Below are 22,857 nucleotides of genomic sequence, written 5' to 3' on the forward strand. Positions count from 1 at the left end.
GCCCACGCCTGCCGCCACCCTACCGCCCATCACTCCGCCAGCAACGCCTTGAGGTCCTTGACCATCAAGAACAGGTGGTAGGGGTCAGTCGGGCTTGACTCGAACTCCCACGACACGTACCACTGCCGCGCCAGCTCATCCTTGGCGTGCACCAGCAAGCAACGAATGCCGGCAATGTCAGCGGCCTGCGCAGTTCGCAGCAGCGCATCCTTCAGCAGCGCCTTCCCCAGGCCCCTGCCTTGGTGGTCCTTGTCTACGGCGAGTCGCGCCAGGATCATGACCGGCACCGGATGCCGGGCCAGGCCCTTCATGACGCGCGCCGGAGCATCCTCCGGATCAACGCTGCCGACAGCCAGGCTGTAGAAGCCCACCACCTCGCCGCCCCGGCAACACACGTAGGTTTGTGCGCTATTGGCTTTCTGGTTGACGAGCGCATAGCGCTGCAGGAACTGGTTGAGTGCCGGCTGCCCACAATCGAATGCCTCCACCGAATCCCCTGCCGAGAGCTTGCGGACGGGTTCATAGGCTGCACTCAATCCAGAACTCCCTGCTCGCCGAGCAACTTCTTCAGGCGCGGTTTGGCTTGCACGGGACGATCCAGCGCGTGCTGAAAGGCCTGCCACTGGTCATCGTTCAACACAAAGTGACGGCGATCCGCCAAAGCCTGGTTGGCGGCGGTCACCCCGGCATCGAGCAGGAACTCGCTGACGTTCTTGTGGCATGAGCGCGCAGCCTCTTGCAGCAACTGTTTCACGGCGCTGCTGGCGCGGACATCGATGCGTTCGGTTTTGGAGGGGTTCAAGGTGCTCATTACAACTCCTGTCTTCTGAGAGGCGAGCCCGATCATAACGTCCGGATAACGTACTGACAAATCAAGAGCGCGCCAATGTTACTCGTCGAGGCCTTGGCGACAGACGAGCAAGCCATCGACGCACCCTGAAGCCCTGCCCCTCAATACAAAAACCCGAACATCCACAACGGCACCCGCAGCCCCCGCCCATGCTCGATGTCGTCCAGCGCCAGATACGCGTTGTCGTGCTGCTCGACTTGGCGTGCAGTCTTTCCAGGCCCGCCGATCTCGAACAACCAGCGGTCGTCCACAACGAAGTCCCCACCCTCGGCCGGATAGCGCAGCGCGTGCGCATGGGCGAGCTGGCTCGCGAAGAAAGTCTCACGCAAGGTTCCCACCGGCGGCGCAGGGCATAGCGCCCAGGCGTTGTTGGTGTTGGCCAGGTACAGCTTCTCGGGCTTGCTCAACATCGAGGCATTGCGCCCCGCCCCCCAAACGCTGCGCAGGATGTTCGCCTGCTCCAGATAGTGCAGGTAGGCGTACGTCGTGCTGCGCGTGCTGCCGATCGCCGCCGAGAGCTTGCTGATGTTGATCCGGTTCGGCACCGACTGGCAGAGCAGCATCAGCAGCTTCTTCAGCGATACCAGCTTGTCGCGCTCGACCTTGAACAGCAGCGGAATGTCCAGGTCGATGGCCAGCGCGAGCGTCTGTTCGAGCTTGCGGTGGTAGGTCTCGACCGACTCGCGGAAGTACGGAAAGTAGCCGTACTTCAGATAATCGCCAAAGTGCGCCAGCGGCCGGATGCGGCGGTTGATCTCCAGGCTCAAGGTCTCGTGCTCGGCCAGCACCTGCTCCAGCGGCCACACCGCAAAGGGTTCGCCGATCTGCAGTTCCAGATACTCGCGGAACGACAACCCGCTCATCGCATACATCACCGCCCGGCGCGACAAGTCCGCCTTGCTGTGCTCAAGATGCAGCGCCGACGAGCCCGAGAACACCACCTGCAGATCGAGGGCGTCGTGGATGCTCTTCAGCTCGCGCTCGAAATCGGGGTAGTGGTGGATCTCGTCGAGCACCAGCAGTCTGCCACCCTGCTTGCGAAACTGGTCGGCCAGGGCATAGAGCTGGATGCCGCTCGCGTGGATGCTGTCGAGGCTCACATACAGCGTGCTGCGCAGAAAATCGGGCGTCTCACCGATGAGCTGCAGCAGGAAGGTCGTCTTCCCCACCCCGCGCGGGCCCAGCACGCCGGAAAGACGCTCAGCGCGGACGAACTCGCGGTGAAGGTAGCGCCGGTAGGGCTCGTCGAAGCGAGCCATTAGCTGGATGAAGTCGGCGTGGAGGAGATCGAGCATGCGGGCGGCCCGTCGTGTCTTGTTGAGTAAGCAATCAATAACGTTTATTGTATTTTACAATGCACACTCATGCCCGATAACCGTTCTTCCAATCGAACACAAAGAAGCGGACGAATCAGTGCCCTCCCCCTCTCCCCCCCTCTGCCCACGCGGGACAGCCCAGGCCGGGGATGAGCAAATGAAAGACCTGACCCCGTTCGTACCTCCCAAACTATTACCTTTGTCCAGTACTAAAACCCCCACTCAAGTGAGATAATCCGGGTTTCCCCTCATCATCACCGTCCCATGCAGAACACGCAGCCGCCCGCACAAGCCTACGAAGACGACGAGATCGACCTGCGCCAGTTGGTCAGCACCCTTTGGGCACAGAAGGGGCTGATCGCGGGCGTCGGCGTGCTGGGCGCAGCGCTGGGCGTGGGCGGCAGCCTGCTGTCCACCAAGTACGTCACCGAGGGGCTCTTGCTCACGCCGAGCGTGTTGGCCACCGACTACAAACGCTATGAGAGCGTGCTGTCGAGCGGCGCGCGGCTGGAGGAGTTCCTGCGCCTCGGCGCGCAGTCCGACACCGCCGACGGACTGCGGCTACAAAGGCTCGCGCGCACCCCAAACGGCCTGCGCGAAAGCATCAAACCCGAGTTCGCCCTCACCGAGAAAGATCAGAAGGCCTTCGGCATCAAGCCCAACGGCGAGGCCCAGAACGCCCTCGTCGGCATGCAGATCCGCTACGCCGACAAGGACCCGAGCAACGGCACTCCGCTCGCCCTGCTCGCCGAATACGTCCGCGACTCGGTCATCAAGGTCGACCTCGCCGACAGCACCCTCGGCAACTGCAACACCTATGCCACCCGGGCGCAGGAGCTGCGCAACCAGCAGCTGCAAAGCGACTTCACCATCCGCCAGGAAGCCCAGCGCATCACCGACCTGCGCGAGATCATCGCCCGCCACCCTGACGCCGGCGCGGCGGAGAGCCGCCAGATCGTTTCGCTAGAGAGAGGCACGGAGCGCTTCCTCTCGCCCGCCGCACAGCTCGTCGCGGCCGAGATCCAGATCGCCGACCTCAAGCTTGCCGAAGCCCAACGCGAACGCGAGCGTGTGGCGAGCGAGCTCAAGCGCAAGTACTACTGCGACGCAGAAGCCGCGCTCAAGCAACCGATCTCGGGCCGCAAGCTGCTTGCCGAGTTGCAAAACCTCCAGGCCACCGCCTTCCAGGGCCGCGACCGCGCGACCGACATCGTCGAGCAGACCTGGAACGAGCTGGAGCTCGAACGCGAGCGCTGGAACAACACCTATCTGGCGGGCATGCGCTTCGTCGCGCCGCCGGAAGGGACGGAGGTGCGGGAGCGCAAGCCGGGGTTGGCGATGGGCATCGCATTGGGCGGTGTGCTGGGCGGCATGCTCGGGGTGATGATTGCGCTGGTTCGAGCGTGGTGGCGCGGTAGTCGCGAGGGCGAAGCCGGCATTAGCACGAAGGTGTGATCCCCATGTGCGGAATCAACGCCGCCGTCTCGCCTGCCGCCAACATCGTCCCCGTCCTGCTCGAGGGCCTGCGCAAACTCGATTACCAGAAAAAGGAAGAAAATAGGGTCTGACCCCAATTCACCAATTCAGAACCACCAATTCGGCACCAAGGCCTGATTACAGTCTCCTGCGCCTTTTCGACACCCACCCGCCCCTTCATGCCCCACCCAATCGACCACCTCCTGCAGCAGCCCGAAGGTAAGACGCTCGAGTTCAAGCGCGACCTTTCGTCGCCGCGCAACGTGCTCAAGACGCTCGTCGCGTTCGCGAATGCGGCAGGCGGCTGCCTGGTCATCGGGGTGGGTGACGCGCGACAGGTGCTGGGCGTGAGCGATCCGCTGGATGAAGAGGCGCGGATCTGCAACCTGATTGCAGACGGCATCTCGCCGCGCCTGGTGCCCAGTGTCGAACTCGTAAGCGTAGGCGATCGCACGCTGCTGATCGTGGAAGTGTTCCCCAGCAGCGCGCGCCCACACTACCTCAACAGCCTCGGGCCGGAAGCAGGCGTTTACGTGCGCCTGGGCGCCAGCAACCGTCAGGCCGGACCAGACTGGATCGCCGAAACGCACCGCGCCACCGCCGGCCAAGTCTTCGACGAGCAGCCCATGCCCGAGCTCGGCGTGGACGACCTCGATACGACCGCCATGGCACGCGTGTTCGGCCCGACACGGACGCTGGATGAAAAATCCCTACAGACCCTGAAGCTGCTGCGCACCGAACAAGGCCGTTTCGTACCCACACGCGGCGCTGTCCTGCTGTTCGGCAAGGCGCGGGAGCAGCACTTCCCCGACGCCTGGATACAGTGCGGACGCTTCCGGGGACTCGACAAGGTGGACATCTTCGACCAGCACGAAGTGCACGCCCACCTGCCCGACGCCGTGGAAGAGATCGAGCTGTTCCTGAAGAAACACGCCTTCAAGACCGCGCGCTTCGGTGCCATGCGGCGCGAAGACGTCTGGAGTATCCCGCTGACCATGCTGCGCGAGGCCATCATCAACGCCCTCGTTCACAGTGACTATGCCCAGCGCGGCACGCCGATACGCGTGGCCTTCTTCGACGATCGCATCGACATCGAGAGCCCCGGCCTGTTGCTGCCGGGGATGACCATCGACGACATGAAGAGCGGCGTATCCCGCATTCGCAACCCCGTCATCGCCCGCGTGTTCCGCGAACTCGGGCTGATCGAGCAATGGGGCAGCGGCGTGCGGCGCATCTTCGACGAAGCCACCCGGCAAGGTCTGCCTGCTCCGGTCATCGAGGAGATCGCCACTGGCGTGCGACTGCGTATTCGCCTGGCGCAGCAGCATGCGCCGGAGTTGCCCCCGTCAAACACCCGCCAAGAGTCAGACGATGATCGAGCCAGCCTGCCACGGCTAGAGTCACGGCTAGAGTCACGGCTAGAGTCGAAGCTGGCTGCCAAGATCGTCCTGCAACTCGGCACCCAGCCGTCCGGGAAAGCCGAACTGGCGAGAGCACTGGGGCACACCACGGTTTCGGGGGAGTTGCACAAACAGATCCGCCGGCTCCTCGATCTGAGCCTGGTCGAAATGACCATCCCCGACAAACCGCAAAGCCGCCTGCAGCGCTATCGGCTGACGCAGACAGGGCGCCAGCTGTTCGATCCAATTGAAGGCAAGACCACATGAGATGCGCCACCATCCCCACTCGCGGCGGTAGCAAACGCACCCTGTGCGATAGCACAGCCAACACGGAGTGCACCCGCTAATGTGCGGAATTGTCGCTGCCGTCTCGCCGGCCGCCAACATCGTCCCCGTACTGCTCGAAGGCCTGCGCAAGCTCGAATACCGCGGCTATGACTCGGCCGGCATCGCAGTGCTAAATGGCGCCGGCGTGCAGCGCATGCGCACCGCCGACCGCCTGCGCATCGCCGACACCAGCGGCGCACCGGTCGAGCGCCCGGTCGTCGTCTCGCAGCTTTCCGCCGATGCGGTCGAGCTGGGCCAGTACCGCCACTACATGCAGAAAGAGATCTTCGAGCAGCCCGAGGCCCTGGCCAACACGCTCGAGCTCATCGGCAACGGCGGCCGGCTGCAGCCCGGCATCTTCGGCGCCGAGGCGGCCAGCCTGCTCGACGGCGTGCGCTCGGTGCTGATCCTCGCCTGCGGCACCAGCTACCACTCCGGCGTCACCGCGCGCTACTGGCTCGAATCGCTCGCCGGCATCCCTTGTACGGTCGAGATCGCCAGCGAATACCGCTACCGCAGTTCGGCTGCCGACCCCGACCAGCTCGTCGTCGCCATCTCGCAATCCGGCGAAACCGCCGACACCCTGGCCGCGCTGCGCCACGCCAAGGACCTCGGCCACACCCGCACGCTGGCCATCTGCAACGTGCCGGAATCGGCCATCGTGCGCGAATGCGCGCTGCGTTTCATCACCCGCGCCGGGCCGGAGATCGGCGTCGCCTCCACCAAGGCTTTCACCACCCAGCTCGCGGCGCTGTTCCTGCTGACGCTGGTCGTCGGCAAGCTGCGCGGCCGCATCGACGAACAGGCCGAGCACGACCACCTGGCCTGCCTGCGCCACCTGCCGGTCGCCGTCGCCCGCGTACTCGAACTCGAACCCAGCATCCAGACCTGGGCGCAGAACATCGCCCACCGCCACCACGCCCTCTTCCTCGGCCGCGGCCGGCACTGGCCGATCGCCCTCGAAGGCGCGCTCAAGCTAAAGGAAATCTCGTCCATCCACGCCGAGGCCTACGCCGCCGGCGAACTCAAGCACGGCCCGCTCGCCCTGGTCGACCGCGACATGCCCGTCATCGCCGTCGCACCCAACGACAGCCTGCTCGACAAGCTCAAGTCCAACCTCAAGGAAGTCCAGGCTCGCGGCGGCGAGCTGAATGTGTTCGCGGACGCGGACAGCCACTTCCCCGAGACCGAGCAGATCCACGTTCTGCGGCTGCCGGAGCATTACGGTGACCTGTCGCCGATCCTGCATGTCGTGCCGCTGCAGTTGCTGGCGTATCACACCGCGCTGGCGAAGGGGACGGATGTGGATAAGCCGAGGAATCTGGCGAAGTCGGTTACCGTTGAATAGCGATATTTTTTAGCTTACTCGCTGGAATCAAGAAAGCATTTTCATTGACATGCGCCTACCCTTTGAAACCGCAAATCACAAAATTTTCTGAGAGCAAGTCCGGAACATGCAAATAGCCGAGCGAACTCAAAGAATACTCAGAAATATCGCTTGGCTGCTACTTGAGCGAGGAGGAATTGTTCTCTCCTCTCTATTGATTAGCGCATTGCTTGCTCGCAATTTAGGCGTAGAGAACTTCGGCAAGTTTCAATACGCGTTAGCCGTCTTCAACACGTTCCTCGCAGCCACCTACATCTGCGGGGCCGAAGTTGTTGTACCAGCGCTTGTGGGCGCGTCCAATGACCGTAAGCATGCCATCTTGAAAAGTGCGTTTGCTCTCAGGTTATTTTCAGCTTGCGTTGCGTTTTCCCTCTTGCTGTTTTTCGCCTTTGGCACCTCTCTCTCCGACACAAGAGCACTGCTAATAACGCTCGGCTTAATGCTATTCCTAAAGGAACCTGCTGGAGTAGTAATTGCATTATTGCAATCCGAGACAAATAACAAAGCAGCGTCAATCATCCAGCTATTTGCAAGTGGCGCAAAGCTACTCGTTGTATTTGGCCTTTTTTTATTTGGCATAGGCACCTTAAGCACGTACGCAATACCATGGCTAATCGAATCCCTTATCGTCGCAACAGGCCTTTATCTCTTGTACCGCAAGAGAGCTCCAAATCACACTGAAAGTATCAAGATTGGCGACGCTATCGCCCTCTTAAAAATAGGCGCACCTTTTTGGCTTGGCCTAATCATGATGAACGTCTTTCAGAAAATGGATCGTCTTCTGCTAGAACACCTTTCCACACCATCTGAGCTCGGGCTCTATTCGGCCGCAATCCAGGTGACCGAGAATATAAATCTCATTGCAAGCATCCTAGTAATCTCCATTGCTCCATCTTTCATCTACTCAGAGACGTCACATTCTACAGTACGCGCTCGCACACTGAGGCTGACGCTGGCAATGCTCGCCGTCGGAGCAATAACAGCACTTACCTTGGCGCTCTGCTCTGAATTGATTATTTCAATTCTATACGGCAACTCATTTTTAGAGGCGACCCCCTTACTACGAGCTTGCGCAGGAATATCTATACTTTTCTTCATTGACGCATCCTTAAACACATACCTCGTTAAGTTTAAACTTGGCTCTAAAGTAATCAAGAAATGGGCAATCGCCTTAGTCGCTGCCCTGGGAATAGGCCTTGCCGTGATACCCCAGTTCGGAAGCGCCGGCGCGCTGCTTGGACTCGGCTCCGGATATACTATCGGCATACTATATGCCCTCTCTATCGTTCTACGTCACGACGCATCAAGCGTGTCAGCGCCCCCACGTGCGCACAAGTAGCTAGCCTAAAAAACGTGACTAAAGCTCCTATTTCAGTTCAAAAAAGACGGCATGACCCTCAAATCCAAAAAATTTATATTGATTGGCACAAGCCAAGGCGGGCGTAACGAACTCGTTGCACGCCTCTTGGAGAGCGTAGCGAATGCCACTTACCGGAACATCGAGGTCATCTTCGTAGACCAAACGGGAGGAAGTGAACTAGATAGGCTTTTTGATGCCTATAAGACTAGGATCAAATACCTCCTTCTTAAAACTAACAAATGCTCACTCTCAGTTGCACGCAATCTTGCACTAAGCTACGCCAACGGCGACATACTAGGGTTTTGCGACGACGATGCATTTTATCCTCGCGATTTCTTCGAGATAATGAACTCACAGATTAAGCTCGGCGCCTTCGAAATTGTGTCGGTCCCGGTAATTGATCCATCCTCAGGTGACCCATATGGAGGAAGATCCTTCCCTCTTGATTCTGTATCGCTACATTACGGCGATGTTTTCCGGCACTCTTTGAGCGTAGGCACGTTCGTATCGTGCAGTAATTACTTCCCATATAGGTTTAATGAAAAACTAGGCGCCGGAGCGCAATACGGAGGATCAGAGGAAACCGACTTCTTCCTGAGTTTAAAGTCAGCCGGCTTCGATACTCGGTTTTTTGCGGGCACTCATGTCCTTCATGACAATGACCCCCCCCAAACCGAACCACGCGAACTAGCCCGCAAGTATTATTCATACGCAATCGGATATGGTGCCGTGTTAAGGAAGTATATAGCCCACTCAAAACTTCACTTATCGATTGAATTATTATCCATCACATCCAGATCTATCGCGGGCTGCATATTATCTCGGAACAGGCCCCTCTATTTTGGTCGACTGAAAGGTTTGATAAAAGGCTTCCTGAGGACCACGATTTAAAGGAGGCATCACCTGAGCGCAATCATGACCTCTTCTGTGAATACCACCGAGATCGCCTCATTAGTTCATTATCGATCCACGCCGACAGCGTCTTGTACATTCTTATTTCTCGCGCTCTTGGTTTTTACTCTTTCAAGATTGAATCTTGATGCGGCGAACTACTTATTTCCAATCAACGTTATTTTACACATATGGGTGTTATATCGACTATATAAGAGAAGGCTTTTATGCCACTTTGACTCAATATTCGTCTGCCTATTTCCGTTTTATTATCTATTTAGCTTCCTGCTTTCATTTCACTTCTCTATCGCAGTACTACCTGAAGCCCTTTCGTCAAGCAGGGAAGTTTTCCTGTATTGCTTTTCCATGTGGCTAATGTCCGTAGCTTTTTTCTTCCTGCGCCCAAAACGCAACTGGAGGAACATTAGACGCGACGCTCAGAATCTTCAAGCTAGGCTAGCAGAAGAAAGGACCTCACTCTTTACTCTTTATGCCTTAGCGCTCGCTATATCCATTTTTTTTCTTGGCAAGATCCAATTCTTGTCAATGGACCAATTAGCAACCCTTAGCAGGGTTGAATTGACGAGCCTAGTCAGTCAAACCGGCTGGTTCTTGAAATACGTGATCATTGCCTATAGCTGGTATATTGGATCTTTAATTCTCTTGCAGCATCGTCGCTCCTACACAAAAGCCGCTATTTTACTGCTTCCAGTACTAGTTTATTGGCTTTCATTGATTTCCATAGGCTCCCGTCGAGAAATTTTTTTCACGGTGAGCGCCTTTGCCGTATTATTTTTTGTTCGATCGGACGGCCGTCTTTCATTTAAGGTCTTTTTGTTCGGCACCGTTGCGGTGATCGTCCTTCTGCTCTTAGGTGTCTTTCGGTCGCTCGACGGCACCAACACCATAACGTTCATAACCAACGGACTTGGGGAGTTTCTTTTCCCAATATCGACTTTGGCGTATTATTTTGAGCATTTACAGCACTCAAGCTTTGGCGAGAGCTTTGTGCAGGCTTTTTACAATTTTGTACCCAAAGATCTTATCGCCGAGAAACCAATTCCATTAGCAAGCCGAATTGCCATCGAGATTGCGGGAAACAGCGACGGCCCCATTATGGGCTATGCTTTCACGCCCGCAACGGAGGCCTATTTCAATTTTGGCACTATTGGAGTATTCATTTATCCAGCGTTATTATCTTTATTTTCCTTCTTTGCGGAGGAGCTCGCAAAAGGTAGATTCTTGCTGACCATGGCCATTTTGGCGCAGACGATAAATTTTCAGCGGTCAGACTTTCCGTCCTTTATTTTTGAAGCAACCGCAGTATCGGGCAGTCTCTTCATATGCATCTTCATAGCCCGGCTTGAGTACTTGATCGTCTGCAAACCTTCTAAATTGAAAAGTGCGAACAGGGAAGAGGATGTTAGTATTTGATGGAATAATCTTCTCTCTCCAGAGATCTGGGGGGATATCGGTTCTATTCTTGGAGCTGTTCCAGAGGCTTCATAAGGATCTTTTTCAGGTCATCAATTTTAATCGAGAGCTCGATTACGGCATTTATAGAAAACCCCGCATATTGGAACGGTTTAGGGACTTTAAACTTGAATCACCCTGCGCGCTTTTTCATTCAACGTATTACCGATTGCCAGAAGCCTTCAAAGGCCCGGTGGTGACAACGGTTCACGATTACACATACGAGAGATACTTCGGGCCAGTGAGAAAGTTTGTGCACTCTTGGCAAAAGAACCGTGCGATTTTCGGATCTGAGAAGATTATCTGTGTTTCTGAAAGCACTCGCGCGGACTTACTATATTACACGGGAGAGAAATACGAATCACGATGCGTCGTTATTCCGAACGGCGTCTCTACCGAATATCACCGTCTTGCCTCTTTCACTCCGACTTCTCAGGTCCTTTTTGTTGGGGCTCGAGCCGGATACAAAAATTTCAAAGCGCTTGTATTGGCCCTTTCGACCCTTCCAGACTTACGCCTAGCGGTCGTGGGCGGAGGGGCTTTCACTTCCAAGGAGAGGGGTTTCTTGGAGGCGCACCTGAGCAATAGATACGCTCATCTTGGCTACCTTTCCAATAGAGAGCTTAACGTCGAATACAATAGATCTTTTTGTTTGGTGTACCCATCTCTTTACGAAGGATTTGGTATTCCAATATTGGAAGCGATGCGTGCGGGCTGCCCCGTGATAGCAGTGCGGTCGTCATCGATTCCAGAGGTAGCCGGGGACGCGGCATACCTGATGGAACGTGGAGATCCTTGCGAAATCCGAGCCGCGCTCGACTTTCTTAACTCCTCGCCTAACAGAGCGGAATTCATACGCAAAGGTCTAGAGCGATCCGCCCAATTTAGCTGGGACAGAACTTTCGATAGAACGTTGGCCGTCTACGAGCAACTTCTCGGACATCAATTAATGGAGAGAGAATGAAAACAGCCCTCATCACCGGCATCACCGGCCAGGACGGCTCCTACCTCGCCGAACTCCTGCTCGCCAAAGGCTACGAAGTCCACGGCATCAAGCGCCGCGCCTCGAGCTTCAACACCCAGCGCATCGACCATATCTACCAGGACCCACACACCCCCAACCCGCGCATGGTCCTGCACTACGGCGACCTCACCGACTCATCCAATCTCACCCGCATCCTGCAGCAGGTGCAGCCCGACGAGGTCTATAACCTCGGCGCGCAGTCGCACGTGGCGGTGAGCTTCGAGTCGCCCGAATACACCGCCGATGTGGACGCCATGGGCACGCTGCGCCTGCTCGAGGCCATCCGCCTGCTCGGCCTGGACAAGAAAACGCGCTTCTACCAGGCCTCCACCTCCGAGCTCTACGGCCTGGTGCAGGAGATTCCGCAGAAGGAGACCACCCCCTTCTACCCGCGCAGCCCCTATGCGGTGGCCAAGCTCTACGCCTACTGGATCACGGTGAACTACCGCGAGGCCTACGGCATGTACGCGTGCAACGGCATCCTCTTCAACCACGAGAGCCCGCGCCGCGGCGAGACCTTCGTCACCCGCAAGATCACCCGCGGCCTGGCCAACATCGCACAGGGGCTGGAAGAGTGCCTGTACATGGGCAACATGGACGCACTGCGCGACTGGGGCCATGCCAAGGACTACGTGCGCATGCAGTGGATGATGCTGCAGCAGGATCAGCCGGAGGACTTCGTGATCGCCACCGGGGTGCAGTATTCAGTGCGCGAGTTCATCCGCTGGTCGGCTGCGGAGCTGGGCATCACGCTGCGCTTCGAGGCGAAGGGCGTGGAAGAGCATGCGGTCGTCGAACGCATCGAGGGTGACAAGGCGCCGGCCCTGAAAGCCGGCGATGTCATCGTGCGAGTCGACCCGCGCTACTTCCGCCCTGCCGAAGTCGAGACTCTGCTCGGCGATCCGACCAAGGCCAAGGAGAAGCTCGGCTGGACGCCGGAGATCACTGTGCAGGAGATGTGCGCCGAGATGGTCGCGGAAGACCTCAAGGTGGCGCAGCGACATGCGTTCCTGAAGGCGCACGGGCACGACGTGCCTGTGGCCACGGAGAACTGAACCCCATGAACCACACCGACACCATTTTCGTCGCCGGCCATCGCGGCATGGTCGGGTCGGCCATCGTGCGCCGGCTGCAGGCGCTGGGCTGCGCCAACATCCTCACAGCCGGCCGCGACGAACTCGACCTCATCGACCAGCATGCGGTCAATGCCTTCTTCACCGCCCACCGGGTCGATCAAGTCTATCTGGCCGCAGCCAAGGTCGGCGGCATCCATGCCAATAACACCTATCCGGCCGAGTTCATCCACCAGAACCTGATGATCGAGGCCAACATCATCCACGCCGCCCACACAAATGGCGTGCACAAGCTAATGTTCCTCGGCTCGTCCTGCATCTACCCCAAGTTCGCCGAGCAGCCGATGAAGGAAGAGGCGTTGCTCACCGGCCTGCTCGAGCCCACCAACGAGCCCTACGCCATCGCCAAGATCGCCGGCATCAAGCTGTGCGAGAGCTACAACCGCCAGTACGGCTGCGACTACCGCAGCGCCATGCCCACCAACCTCTATGGCCCGGGCGACAACTTCCATCCCGAGAACAGCCACGTCATTCCCGCGCTGATGCGACGCATCCACGAAGCCAAGCAGGCCAAAGCGCCCGAGGTGGTGATCTGGGGGAGCGGCACACCGATGCGCGAGTTCCTGCATGTGGATGACCTGGCCGAGGCGGTCGTGCATCTGCAGAACATCCCGCAGGAACGCTACGCTGGCGAGACCGAGCCAATGCGCTCGCACATCAACGTCGGCACGGGGACGGATGTGACGATTCGCGAACTGGCCGAGACGCTGGTGAAGGTCATAGGCTATGAGGGCAAGTTGGTGTTCGACACCACCAAGCCGGACGGCGCGCCGCGCAAGCTCATGGATGTGAGCCGACTGGCACGGCTTGGATGGCGGGCGCAGATCAGCCTCGAAAGCGGTTTGCATAATGCCTATGGATGGTATGTGGATAACATCGAACATACGCGCAAGGCTTGACGGAGCCGAAACCTGAATATGCTTACACCAATCATCATGGCCGGCGGGTCGGGCTCCCGCCTGTGGCCACTGTCGCGCCAGCAATATCCCAAGCAGTTCCTCGCCTTGGGCGACGAAACGCTCTCGATGCTGCAAGCCACCATCGAACGACTGAACGGTGTGAAGACCAATGCCCCTGTTCTGATCTGCAACGAAGAACACCGATTCCTTGCGGCGGAGCAACTTCGCCGGCTAGCCATGGACGAAACCAACATCCTGCTAGAGCCGATGGGACGCAACACTGCGCCGGCGATCGCTCTTGCGGCCCTGCAGGCCGTTCAGGATGGGGAAGATCCTGTCCTGCTGGTGCTAGCCGCCGATCACATGATTGAGGACGTAGGCACTTTCCACTCGGCCATCGGAGTGGCGCTGCCGCTGGCGAACGACGGCAAGCTGGTGACCTTCGGCATCGTACCCAGCCATGCTGAAACTGGTTACGGCTACATCGAACAGGGGGAAACTACCGGCCAAGGTGGATTCGCTGTCGCCCGCTTCGTCGAGAAGCCCGACCTCGCCACGGCCCAAAACTACGTGTCGAGCGGTCGCTTCTTCTGGAACAGCGGCATGTTCATGTTCCGCGCCAGCCGATACCTGGAAGAACTTGAGTGCTTCCGGCCAGACATCCTCGCCGCCTGTCGGGAGGCACTCGATGGCGGCTCGCAGGACATGCACTTCACCCGCGTCGACGCCGACACCTTTGCGGCCTGTCCGGAGGACTCCATCGACTACGCGGTGATGGAGAAAACCGCCGACGCCGTGATGGTGCCGCTGAACGCAGGCTGGAGCGACGTCGGCTCGTGGTCGGCGCTGTGGGAGGTGAGCGCCAAGGACGGGAACGGCAATGTATTCAAGGGCGACGTGCTCGGCCAAGCCACACGCAATACCTTCGTGCATGCCGACAGCCGCATGGTGGCCACTGTGGGCGTGGAAGACTTGGTAGTGGTCGAGACCCCGGACGCCGTGCTGGTGGCGCACAAGGACAAGGTTCAAGACGTTAAGAGGATCGTCGAGCGCCTCAAGGCCGAGGGGCGGCAGGAGCACATCAGCCACCGCGAGGTGCATCGCCCCTGGGGCATGTACGACTCGATCGACAACGGCCACCGTTATCAGGTAAAGCGGATCACTGTGAAGCCCGGTGCCAAACTTTCGGTCCAGATGCACCACCACCGCGCCGAGCACTGGATCGTGGTCAGTGGCACAGCCAAGGTTACCAACGGGGAGAAGACCTACCTGGTCACGGAGAACCAGTCGACTTACATCCCGATCGGGCAAGTACACGCGCTGGAGAACCCGGGGGTGATCCCGCTGGAGTTGATCGAGGTGCAGTCGGGCTCCTATCTGGGCGAGGACGACATCGTGCGCTTTGAGGACAAATACGGGCGTGCATGAAATGAGCCAGCCGATGAGACACCTCGCCGCCGCCCAGAGCGTGCCCTTCGGCACCAGCGGCCTGCGCGGTTTGGTCACCGACCTTACCGACCGAGTCTGTTACGCCTATACGCAGGCTTTCCTGAGCACAGTGGCGGCTGACAGTTCCAGCGTCGTCGTCGGTCACGACCTGCGCCCAAGCAGCCCACGAATTGCGGCTGCTTGCATCCAGGCGATCCGCGACGCCGGCCGTGATGCGGTGTTCGTTGGTGCCGTGCCGACGCCTGCGCTTGCGTATTACTGCGCGCTGCGTCACAGCCCGGGCATCGTCGTCACAGGCAGCCACATTCCATTCGACCGGAACGGCATAAAGTTTTACCGGGCCGACGGCGAGATCGACAAGGCGGACGAACAGGCGATCCTGGATGCGGAGGTCGCGGTGCCCGACACGCTGTCTCCGGCAGCGCTGCCAGCAGTGGATACCACAGCGCTGGACGCCTACATCGCGCGCTACACAGGCTTTTTCGGCCAAGGAGCCTTGGCGGGTTTGCGCATCGCGCTGTACGAGCATTCGAGCGTAGCGCGCGACGTGCTGCGAAGCGTACTTGAGTGCTTGGGTGCAGAGGTCTTGTCGCTCGGGCGTACAGACACGTTCGTGCCGATCGACACCGAGGCGGTGCGCGCCGAAGACGTCGCGCAGGCGCGCGCGTGGGCGAATGTGCATCGTTTCGACGCCATCCTGTCTACCGACGGCGATGCCGACCGACCGCTGATCGGGGATGAGACGGGCACCTGGCTGCGTGGTGACGTAGTGGGCATCCTCTGCGCGCAGTATCTAAAGGCCGACGTGGTAGTGACACCCGTAAGCAGCAATACGGCGGTGGAGAAGTGCAACTCGTTCCGTCAGGTAGTACGCACGCGGATCGGCTCGCCCTACGTGATCGGCGGCATGGAGGCGCATCGGGGCACCGGGCTTATCGTGGGCTACGAAGCCAACGGCGGATTCCTCCTGGGGGGCGACATTGAGAGCGGCAGTCTTACACTGAAGGCTCTACCGACCCGTGACTCCGTGCTGCCAATGCTCGCACTCCTCGCGATGGCACGAGATAAAGGTTATCGGCTATCACAACTAGGTCAGACGTTGCCCCGCCGCTTTACTGCAAGCAACCGGATTCAGAATATCCCCCTCAATGTTAGTCGTACCCTCATCGATACACTCGAGAAAGACATAGAGAACGCCGCTGCGACGATGGCACCCAATTCGGGCGATGTAACAGGCCGAGACACGACAGACGGATTGCGCTTGACTTTCTCATCGGACGAGATCGTCCATCTCCGCCCTTCAGGTAACGCACCGGAATTGCGGTGTTATGCCGAAGCCGACGACGAAGAGCGCGCAGGAGGGCTTTGTAACGCTTGCCTTCAACGGATTTCCGAAAAGACTCTGGGAGCGCAAATAGATGACCCAGTGGCTCACCACTGAATCATTCTCTGAAGCCTGCGCCGCCTTGCCTTTGGTCTCCATTGATCTGTTGGTAATGCGCAGCGGACCAGCCGGACCTGAACTACTCCTGGGACTGCGAAACAATAGCCCAGCGAAAGGATGGTGGTTCACTCCAGGGGGCCGAATTCGCAAGAACGAGCCACTCTACGATGCACAATGCCGAGTTGCCAAGGACGAAATTGGGCTTAAAGCGCTTTCCTGGAACGCTGTACCCTTATTGGTGTTTTCGATCACTTTTACCCAGACAGTGCGTTTGACTCCGCAACCTCAACCCACTATGTAAACCTTCCTTATTTATTGCCACTCAACCGCGATGAAGCCACTTCATTGAAGCCTCCATCAGGAATCAATGCGCAACACGCCAACTGGAAATGGCTGAGCTTTTCTGAAGCCACGTTAGATCCCTTGGTCCACGAAAATGTGAAGATCACCTTGGAGGCAGCTAACACCAAGCTCTCCGAATCAAGGCACGCCAATCAGAATGCGATGCGGCATAAACGATCATTCCCAGGACTAGGCACCAGCCTCGCAACTCAAACGCCCATCCAAAAAAATGCTTAAAGTATCAATTATCACCGTTTGCTATAACAGTGCAGACACGATCAGAGACACAATTGAATCTGTAATCAACCAAACCTACCAAAATATTGAATACATAGTCATAGACGGCGCATCGAAGGACAAGACTCTCGATATCGTTCGAGAGTACGAGGGTCAGATCGCGATCATCCGAAGCGAACCCGACAAAGGCATCTATGACGCCATGAATAAAGGAATAAACTTCGCTAGTGGAGACATCGTAGGCATCCTCAACTCTGACGATATTTTTGCATCGAATGATGTGATCGAAAAAATCGCGTCAGCCTTTGACGACTCGACAGATGGAATCTTTGCGGACCTTGTTTACGTCGAGCGAGAAAATATCGACAAGACCACGCGCACGTACAAGTCGGATAGCTTTTCTCCTTGGAAGATTCGATTTGGAATGACTCTTCCTCATCCGACTTTTTACATTCGACGATCTTTTTATACAAAATTCGGACTCTATAAACTCACCTATCGAGTTGCCGCAGACTTTGAGCTCATCGCTCGATTCATCAAGAAGGGATTGCGAATCAAGTATCTTCCAATGACCCTTGTAAAGATGCGCGAGGGCGGCATTAGTTCGAGCGAACTAAAGTGGAGAATTCACCAGAACTTTGAGATTGTTAGAGCTTGCAGAGAAAACAAGATCTACACAAACATACTCTTTGTTGCATTGAAGATACCATTCAAGTTGCTTAGCTACGTCAAGAATTGAGCAAACAAAACCAGCGCTTTATGCGCGCCAAATTTTATGACTTTTAACAAAGCAAGAGTTCTTTTGACGGGCTCGAGTGGTTTTGTCGGCCGCAGCACCATGGGGCGACTCCTCGCCGAGGGTGCTATCGTCCGCGGGGCAACAAGGAAGCCCTCTGACCCGAGGACAGATATACAGTCGCCTTCCCTCGCAGAACATGCAGATTGGGGACTCCTGCTTCAACAGACCGACGTTGTGATCCATGCGGCGGCAAGAGCGCACGTCCTGAATGAGAGCGCCGGTGACCCCATCAAGCTATTCCGGGAAGTGAACATGGCGGGAACGCTGCGACTAGCGCGACAAGCGGCCGAAGTTGGGGTTAAGCGCTTCCTCTTCCTCAGTTCAATCGGCGTCAACGGCACGCAAAGTATCAAACCTTTCACCGAGTCGGATGTGCCCCATCCGGTTGAACCCTACGCCGTTTCCAAGCTGGAAGCTGAACAAGGTTTGATGGAGTTATCGAGGGAAACGGGGATGGAAGTGGTGATCATTCGACCGCCTCTCGTTTATGGACCAAGCGCACCAGGAAATTTCGGAAAGCTCGCCAACGCCGTTAGACGCGGGATTCCACTGCCGCTCGGGGCGGTAACCCAAAACCGACGGACGCTCGTTGGGCTGGATAATCTGGTGGACTTGATCGTGACATGTGCGTATCACCCTGCGGCAGCCAACCAGGCATTCCTCGCGGGCGATGACGAAGACCTATCGACGGCGGATCTTCTGCGAAGAATGGCGAAAGCCTTTGGCGTGAGTCCGCGCCTGTTGCCTGTCCCGGTCCCCGTGCTAAAGGCGATGGCGCGTGCGGCCGGCAAGAGCGGAATGGTCGAGCGCCTGTGTGGCTCGCTTCAGGTGGATATCACCAAGGCACGGGAAGTGTTGGGCTGGAAGCCGCCATTGACGGTGGACGAAGGATTGGCACGTGTGGCAGCGGGCTTTTAGAGAGATGGTGAGATATGAGTAGGTGGTTGCTGGTAGCGGGCGTTGCAGTTGCAGCCTTGCTACTTACATACGCACTTCGCCGGTACGCCTTGGCGAGAAGCCTGATGGACATCCCCAATGCGCGCAGTTCGCACTCGGTGCCGACGCCGCGCGGTGGCGGGGTTGCCATCGTCGTGAGCTTTCTGGTTGCACTTGGAATCATTGCGGCAACGGGTGGCCTTGATTGGTCCACGAGTCTTGCGCTGCTTGGCGCAGGCGGATTCGTCGCCTTGGTCGGTTTTCTGGATGACCACGGCCACATCGCGGCACGCTGGCGTTTGCTCGCGCACTTCGTCGCGGCCTTCTGGGCGCTTGGCTGGCTGGGCGGCGCCCCGGCATTGCTGCTTTTCGGGGTGCAGTTCGATCTCGGCTGGCTGAGTATCGCCTTGGTGGCGGTGTACCTGGTCTGGCTGCTCAACCTCTACAACTTCATGGACGGCATCGACGGCATCGCCAGCGTGGAGGCGATCTGTGTGTGCGTGGGCGGTGCGCTGCTCTATGTGCTGCTGGGCAAGCCGGACCTGGCGTTGCTGCCGCTGATGCTTGCCGCGGCAGTGGCCGGATTTCTGTTCTGGAACTTTCCGCCGGCGCGGATATTCATGGGCGACGCGGGAAGCGGCTTCCTTGGCATCGTGCTGGGCATCATGTCGATCCAGGCGGGCTGGGTGGATCCTGCGCTGTTCTGGAGTTGGGTGATTCTGCTCGGGGTGTTCGTGGTGGATGCGACTTTCACCCTGGTGCGGCGCCTCTTGCGCGGAGACAAGGTGTACGAGGCGCATCGCAGCCACGCGTATCAGTACGCGTCGCGCCAGTACGGTCGGCATCTGCCGGTGACGCTGGCTGTCGGCGTGATCAACATGGCATGGCTGCTGCCGATTGCGCTGCTCGTTGGCACGGGCCGGGTCGACGGGGTGATTGGGGTCGTGGTGGCCTATGCGCCGCTGGTGCTCCTGGCGATCAAGTTCCACGCGGGAGAACTGGAAGTGAGGCAGACGGCATGAGCAAGCGCGTCATCGTGATTGGGGCGGGCGGCCATGGGCGCTCCGTGGCGGAGGCGATTCTACTGGTCGGGCGGGATGAACTCATCGGCTTTGTCGATGACGGCGCGGATGCGAACGCGAAGGTGTGGACGTATCCGATCCTCGGCAGGACGGACTCGCTTCACACCTTGTGCGAGTATGCCGATGCAGTTGTAGTCGCGATCGGCAACAATGCCGTCCGCGAAAAGCTGCATGCGCGGGTGCGCGAAGCTGGCTTCGAGCTGCTGAGCGTGATCCATCCCACTGCCTTCGTCTCGCCGACCGCCGCATTGGGCCCTGGATGCGCGGTGATGGCGGGCGCGGTGGTGGGAACGGAAGCCCAGCTTGGCGAGGGCGTGATCGTCAATTGCGGCGCCACCGTCGACCACCATTGCAGGGTCGATGCCTTCGGGCACCTCGGCGTCAATGCCTGTATGGCAGGTGGATCGGTGTTGGGGCAGCGTGCCTGGATGCAGGCCGGAAGCGCGCTCGGCTATGGCGTGCAGGTGAAAGACGACGCAGTGCTTGCACCCGGCGAGGCGCGCTCGAGCTGAGCCCAAACTCTTTCTTAGGTCGCCCATCGGGGCGGCGCTGGATGCATGGCTGGTTATGAATAATTCAATCCGTTCCGTTCTTGTCTTCCTGTTCGACCTGCTTGCGGTAGTAATCGCCTGGGTCGGGGGGATGTGGATTCGCTTCAACTTCGAGTGGTCCAGCACCTATTCTCAAAAGCTGTTGCTTGGCCTTGCCGTGCTGCTCGTGGTCCACGCGCTCGCCTGCCGCTGGGCCGGCCTGTACCGGGGGATGTGGATCTTCGCGAGCCTTCCGGATCTGAAGCGCGTTCTGCGCGCGGTGGGCGTCTCGGCCCTGGCGCTGGTCGCGCTGCTGGCGGTCGATCGCACACCCGGCCCCGAAATCCCCCGCTCCATGCTCGTCCTCTACCCCCTGCTGCTACTCATCGTCATGGGCGGCGGCCGCGCCGCTTGGCGCATGTGGCGCGAGCATCGTCTCTTCGGCGATCTGGTCGCCGCCGGCAAACCGGTGGTGATCGTCGGCGCGGGCAGTGGTGGAGCAATGTTGGTGCGCGAGCTCGAGCGCAGTCCGGACTGGCGGGTGGTCGCCCTGGTCGATGACAACCCGACGAAGTGGGGCCTGGAACTCTACGGCCACCCGGTCGTCGGCAAGATCGAACTGCTGCCGCAGGTGCTCGCGGACTACAAGGCGAATCATGTGATCCTGGCCATGCCCTCGGCAGCTGGCGACACGCTCAAGCATGCGGCGGACACCGCGGTGCGCGCCGGCGCGCACGTCTTCACCGTGCCCGGCATCGAAGACCTGATGAGCGGCAAGGTGGCGATCAACGCGATGCGCCCGGTGGACATCGAGGACCTGCTCGGCCGCGAGCCGGTAAAGATCGACTCGGCGTATGTCCAGGCCATGATCACCGGCAAGACCGTGCTGATCACCGGCGCGGGCGGTTCGATCGGCAGCGAGCTTTGTCGCCAGCTCGCGCGCTTCGCCCCGGCCCGGCTGGTGCTGTTCGAGGCCAGCGAGTTCGCGCTGTACAACATCGAGCAGTGGTTTCGCGTGCACAAGCCCGAGACGCAGATCGTGCCGCTGGCCGGCGACGTGAAGGATGCGCCGCGCCTGGAGGAGGTGTTTGCCGAGTGGAAGCCGCAGCTCGTCTTCCACGCCGCCGCCTACAAGCACGTGCCGCTGATGGAGGTGGGCAACGCCTGGCAGGCGGTGCGCAACAACGTGCTCGGCACGCTGATGGTGGCGGCGCATGCGCAGCGCGTGCGTGCCGAACGCTTCGTGCTGATTTCCACGGACAAGGCGGTGAACCCGACCAACGTGATGGGCGCGACCAAGCGCCTGGCCGAGATGGCCTGCGAGGCGCTGAGCCAGTTCCGCGCCGAAGGCACGCAGCTCGAGATGGTACGCTTCGGCAACGTGCTGGGCAGCACGGGCAGCGTGATCCCCAAGTTCGCCGAGCAGATCGCACGCGGCGGGCCGGTGACGGTGACGCACCCCGAGATCAACCGCTACTTCATGTCCATCCCCGAGGCGGCGCAGTTGGTGCTGCAGGCTGCAGCGATGGGCAACGGCGGCGAGGTCTTCGTGCTCGACATGGGCGAGCCGGTGAAGATCGTGGATCTGGCACGCAACATGATTCGGCTGTCGGGCTACACGGAGGACGAGATCCGCATCGAGTTTTCCGGGCTGCGACCGGGCGAGAAGCTGTACGAGGAGCTGCTTGCGGATGCCGAGGAGACGCGCGAGACGCCGCATCCCAAGCTGCGCATCGCACGCTCGCGGCCGGTGCCGGAGACCTTCCTCGACGAGCTGACGCAGTGGCTGTCGCAGCCTGGGCCGGTGAGCGACGGCGAGGTGCGAGCGGGACTGAAGCGCTGGGTGCCGGAGTATGAGCCGGCGAAGCATTGATTCGAATAGCGTGCAGCAGCCGGGATACACTTCGTGCGCACAGCAATAGCAGCGAACAATGCTGATTGAGGAGACAGGGTGCCGACGATCTTGAGGGTTGAGGGTTATCGACTGTAGTTCTACAGCCACGAACCCGGAGAGCCTCCTCATGTCCATATCGACAAAGGGTCTGCAACTGCGAAGGTCTGGCTGCACGATGCGTCGGTTGCGAGAAGCTCAGGTTTCACGGCCCAGGAGTTGGGCAAACTGCAGCGCCTGGTGCGCAGTGAACAAGTCGTGTTGAAAGGAGCATGGGATGCATTCTTTGGCACATGACACCGACGTTCGGGTGATGAACGTGAGGGTGGATGAAACTCGGCTAGAGGTCGACCTCATGGACGGTCGCACGATCGCGGTACCGCTGGCGTGGTACCCACGGCTTGCGAACGCAACGGCCGACCAGCGCAGCCACTGGGAATTGGCCGGAGGCGGGTACGGCATCCACTGGCCGATGATCGATGAGGATTTGAGCACGGAAGGCTTGCTGCGCGGCGCACGGGCGCCGCAATAGTTGTAGCGATCTCTACCGGGCCAGAAAAAATCGAGTTCTGACCCCTATTTCCCGCTCTGACCTCGATTTCTCCGCCACA

The 22,857-nt window shown here is 58.9% G+C and carries 21 protein-coding genes and 1 pseudogene; 19 read left to right on the forward strand and 3 right to left on the reverse strand.

Annotation, left to right across the window (positions count from 1 at the left end; all coding sequences use genetic code 11):
• Nucleotides 1-29: 29 nt before the first annotated feature.
• The 3 genes from C667_RS03035 to C667_RS03045 form a co-directional block, all read right to left on the reverse strand.
• A complete protein-coding gene (locus C667_RS03035; protein ID WP_004356796.1) occupies nucleotides 30-536 on the reverse strand; it encodes a GNAT family N-acetyltransferase in 507 nt (168 codons plus the stop codon).
• Entirely contained in the window at nucleotides 533-811 is a 279-nt protein-coding gene (locus C667_RS03040; RefSeq protein WP_004356799.1) for a type II toxin-antitoxin system TacA family antitoxin, read from the reverse strand. Before C667_RS03040 ends, C667_RS03035 begins: the two co-directional genes overlap by 4 nt.
• Nucleotides 812-951: 140 nt before the next feature.
• Nucleotides 952-2,145: an ATP-binding protein gene (locus C667_RS03045; RefSeq protein WP_004356801.1), complete on the reverse strand. Its 1,194-nt coding sequence runs from the start codon at nucleotides 2,143-2,145 to the stop codon at nucleotides 952-954.
• 285 nt (nucleotides 2,146-2,430) lie between these two features.
• Between C667_RS03045 and C667_RS03050 the strand changes: the two genes are divergently transcribed.
• The 19 genes and pseudogenes from C667_RS03050 (at nucleotide 2,431) to C667_RS03100 (ending at nucleotide 22,778) form a co-directional block, all read left to right on the forward strand.
• Nucleotides 2,431-3,621 carry a Wzz/FepE/Etk N-terminal domain-containing protein gene (locus C667_RS03050; RefSeq protein WP_004356803.1) on the forward strand — a complete coding sequence of 397 codons (1,191 nt, stop codon included), beginning with the start codon at nucleotides 2,431-2,433 and terminating at the stop codon, nucleotides 3,619-3,621.
• 200 nt (nucleotides 3,622-3,821) lie between these two features.
• The gene (locus C667_RS03055) at nucleotides 3,822-5,309 is read left to right on the forward strand and encodes an AlbA family DNA-binding domain-containing protein (RefSeq protein WP_004356808.1); all 1,488 of its coding nucleotides are present in this window, start codon (nucleotides 3,822-3,824) and stop codon (nucleotides 5,307-5,309) included.
• 73 nt (nucleotides 5,310-5,382) lie between these two features.
• Nucleotides 5,383-6,717 (forward strand): annotated as a pseudogene (glmS, locus tag C667_RS03060) (glutamine--fructose-6-phosphate transaminase (isomerizing)); the annotation flags it as partial.
• 106 nt (nucleotides 6,718-6,823) lie between these two features.
• Nucleotides 6,824-8,095, forward strand: a complete 1,272-nt coding sequence (locus C667_RS24680) for an oligosaccharide flippase family protein (RefSeq protein WP_004356813.1) — start codon at nucleotides 6,824-6,826, stop codon at nucleotides 8,093-8,095.
• Between the two features lie 51 nt (nucleotides 8,096-8,146).
• Nucleotides 8,147-9,007 carry a glycosyltransferase family 2 protein gene (locus C667_RS24685; RefSeq protein WP_083881260.1) on the forward strand — a complete coding sequence of 287 codons (861 nt, stop codon included), beginning with the start codon at nucleotides 8,147-8,149 and terminating at the stop codon, nucleotides 9,005-9,007.
• Nucleotides 9,008-9,031: 24 nt separating this feature from the next.
• Entirely contained in the window at nucleotides 9,032-10,441 is a 1,410-nt protein-coding gene (locus tag C667_RS24690) for an O-antigen polymerase (RefSeq protein ID WP_083881261.1), read from the forward strand.
• The gene (locus C667_RS24695) at nucleotides 10,428-11,444 is read left to right on the forward strand and encodes a glycosyltransferase family 4 protein (RefSeq protein ID WP_004356817.1); all 1,017 of its coding nucleotides are present in this window, start codon (nucleotides 10,428-10,430) and stop codon (nucleotides 11,442-11,444) included. Before C667_RS24690 ends, C667_RS24695 begins: the two co-directional genes overlap by 14 nt.
• Nucleotides 11,441-12,559 (forward strand): GDP-mannose 4,6-dehydratase, encoded by a 1,119-nt coding sequence (gene gmd / locus C667_RS03065; RefSeq protein WP_004356818.1) that lies wholly within the window; start codon nucleotides 11,441-11,443, stop codon nucleotides 12,557-12,559. The genes C667_RS24695 and gmd overlap by 4 nt, the downstream gene beginning before the upstream one ends.
• A 5-nt stretch (nucleotides 12,560-12,564) precedes the next feature.
• A complete protein-coding gene (fcl, locus tag C667_RS03070) occupies nucleotides 12,565-13,536 on the forward strand; it encodes a GDP-L-fucose synthase (RefSeq protein WP_004356821.1) in 972 nt (323 codons plus the stop codon).
• An 18-nt stretch (nucleotides 13,537-13,554) separates the two neighbouring features.
• Entirely contained in the window at nucleotides 13,555-14,964 is a 1,410-nt protein-coding gene (locus C667_RS03075) for a mannose-1-phosphate guanylyltransferase/mannose-6-phosphate isomerase (protein ID WP_004356823.1), read from the forward strand.
• A gap of 13 nt (nucleotides 14,965-14,977) precedes the next feature.
• Complete coding sequence (locus tag C667_RS03080; protein WP_245538417.1) at nucleotides 14,978-16,426, forward strand: phosphomannomutase; 1,449 nt, start codon at nucleotides 14,978-14,980, stop codon at nucleotides 16,424-16,426.
• 55 nt (nucleotides 16,427-16,481) lie between these two features.
• On the forward strand, nucleotides 16,482-16,730 hold the full coding sequence (locus tag C667_RS26795; RefSeq protein ID WP_370701703.1) for an NUDIX domain-containing protein: 249 nt from the start codon (nucleotides 16,482-16,484) through the stop codon (nucleotides 16,728-16,730).
• A gap of 270 nt (nucleotides 16,731-17,000) precedes the next feature.
• Nucleotides 17,001-17,747: a glycosyltransferase family 2 protein gene (locus tag C667_RS24705; protein ID WP_004356827.1), complete on the forward strand. Its 747-nt coding sequence runs from the start codon at nucleotides 17,001-17,003 to the stop codon at nucleotides 17,745-17,747.
• A 36-nt stretch (nucleotides 17,748-17,783) separates the two neighbouring features.
• Nucleotides 17,784-18,725 (forward strand): UDP-glucose 4-epimerase family protein, encoded by a 942-nt coding sequence (locus C667_RS24710; protein WP_004356830.1) that lies wholly within the window; start codon nucleotides 17,784-17,786, stop codon nucleotides 18,723-18,725.
• A gap of 104 nt (nucleotides 18,726-18,829) precedes the next feature.
• Complete coding sequence (locus C667_RS03085) at nucleotides 18,830-19,765, forward strand: MraY family glycosyltransferase (protein ID WP_245538418.1); 936 nt, start codon at nucleotides 18,830-18,832, stop codon at nucleotides 19,763-19,765.
• Nucleotides 19,762-20,337, forward strand: a complete 576-nt coding sequence (locus C667_RS03090; protein WP_004356834.1) for a PglD-related sugar-binding protein — start codon at nucleotides 19,762-19,764, stop codon at nucleotides 20,335-20,337. Before C667_RS03085 ends, C667_RS03090 begins: the two co-directional genes overlap by 4 nt.
• A 55-nt stretch (nucleotides 20,338-20,392) precedes the next feature.
• A complete protein-coding gene (locus tag C667_RS03095) occupies nucleotides 20,393-22,228 on the forward strand; it encodes a polysaccharide biosynthesis protein (protein ID WP_039920665.1) in 1,836 nt (611 codons plus the stop codon).
• A gap of 156 nt (nucleotides 22,229-22,384) precedes the next feature.
• Complete coding sequence (locus C667_RS26800) at nucleotides 22,385-22,543, forward strand: DUF4160 domain-containing protein (protein ID WP_211207654.1); 159 nt, start codon at nucleotides 22,385-22,387, stop codon at nucleotides 22,541-22,543.
• Complete coding sequence (locus C667_RS03100; RefSeq protein ID WP_004356838.1) at nucleotides 22,524-22,778, forward strand: DUF2442 domain-containing protein; 255 nt, start codon at nucleotides 22,524-22,526, stop codon at nucleotides 22,776-22,778. Before C667_RS26800 ends, C667_RS03100 begins: the two co-directional genes overlap by 20 nt.
• Nucleotides 22,779-22,857: the final 79 nt, after the last annotated feature.

Origin of the sequence: Thauera phenylacetica B4P, assembly GCF_000310225.1 — a bacterium.
Classification (GTDB): domain Bacteria; phylum Pseudomonadota; class Gammaproteobacteria; order Burkholderiales; family Rhodocyclaceae; genus Thauera; species Thauera phenylacetica.

Bases quoted from the DNA above. Each gene is read 5' to 3' on its own strand.
- C667_RS03040 (WP_004356799.1), bottom strand. From the start codon at position 811: ATGAGCACCTTGAACCCCTCCAAAACCGAACGCATCGATGTCCGCGCC.
- C667_RS03045 (WP_004356801.1), bottom strand. From the start codon at position 2,145: ATGCTCGATCTCCTCCACGCCGACTTCATCCAGCTAATGGCTCGCTTC.
- C667_RS03050 (WP_004356803.1), top strand. From the start codon at position 2,431: ATGCAGAACACGCAGCCGCCCGCACAAGCCTACGAAGACGACGAGATC.
- C667_RS03055 (WP_004356808.1), top strand. From the start codon at position 3,822: ATGCCCCACCCAATCGACCACCTCCTGCAGCAGCCCGAAGGTAAGACG.
- C667_RS24680 (WP_004356813.1), top strand. From the start codon at position 6,824: ATGCAAATAGCCGAGCGAACTCAAAGAATACTCAGAAATATCGCTTGG.
- C667_RS24685 (WP_083881260.1), top strand. From the start codon at position 8,147: ATGACCCTCAAATCCAAAAAATTTATATTGATTGGCACAAGCCAAGGC.
- C667_RS24690 (WP_083881261.1), top strand. From the start codon at position 9,032: ATGACCTCTTCTGTGAATACCACCGAGATCGCCTCATTAGTTCATTAT.
- C667_RS24695 (WP_004356817.1), top strand. From the start codon at position 10,428: ATGTTAGTATTTGATGGAATAATCTTCTCTCTCCAGAGATCTGGGGGG.
- gmd (WP_004356818.1), top strand. From the start codon at position 11,441: ATGAAAACAGCCCTCATCACCGGCATCACCGGCCAGGACGGCTCCTAC.
- fcl (WP_004356821.1), top strand. From the start codon at position 12,565: ATGAACCACACCGACACCATTTTCGTCGCCGGCCATCGCGGCATGGTC.
- C667_RS03075 (WP_004356823.1), top strand. From the start codon at position 13,555: ATGCTTACACCAATCATCATGGCCGGCGGGTCGGGCTCCCGCCTGTGG.
- C667_RS03080 (WP_245538417.1), top strand. From the start codon at position 14,978: ATGAGACACCTCGCCGCCGCCCAGAGCGTGCCCTTCGGCACCAGCGGC.
- C667_RS26795 (WP_370701703.1), top strand. From the start codon at position 16,482: ATGCGCAGCGGACCAGCCGGACCTGAACTACTCCTGGGACTGCGAAAC.
- C667_RS24705 (WP_004356827.1), top strand. From the start codon at position 17,001: ATGCTTAAAGTATCAATTATCACCGTTTGCTATAACAGTGCAGACACG.
- C667_RS24710 (WP_004356830.1), top strand. From the start codon at position 17,784: ATGACTTTTAACAAAGCAAGAGTTCTTTTGACGGGCTCGAGTGGTTTT.
- C667_RS03085 (WP_245538418.1), top strand. From the start codon at position 18,830: ATGGACATCCCCAATGCGCGCAGTTCGCACTCGGTGCCGACGCCGCGC.
- C667_RS03090 (WP_004356834.1), top strand. From the start codon at position 19,762: ATGAGCAAGCGCGTCATCGTGATTGGGGCGGGCGGCCATGGGCGCTCC.
- C667_RS03095 (WP_039920665.1), top strand. From the start codon at position 20,393: ATGAATAATTCAATCCGTTCCGTTCTTGTCTTCCTGTTCGACCTGCTT.
- C667_RS03100 (WP_004356838.1), top strand. From the start codon at position 22,524: ATGCATTCTTTGGCACATGACACCGACGTTCGGGTGATGAACGTGAGG.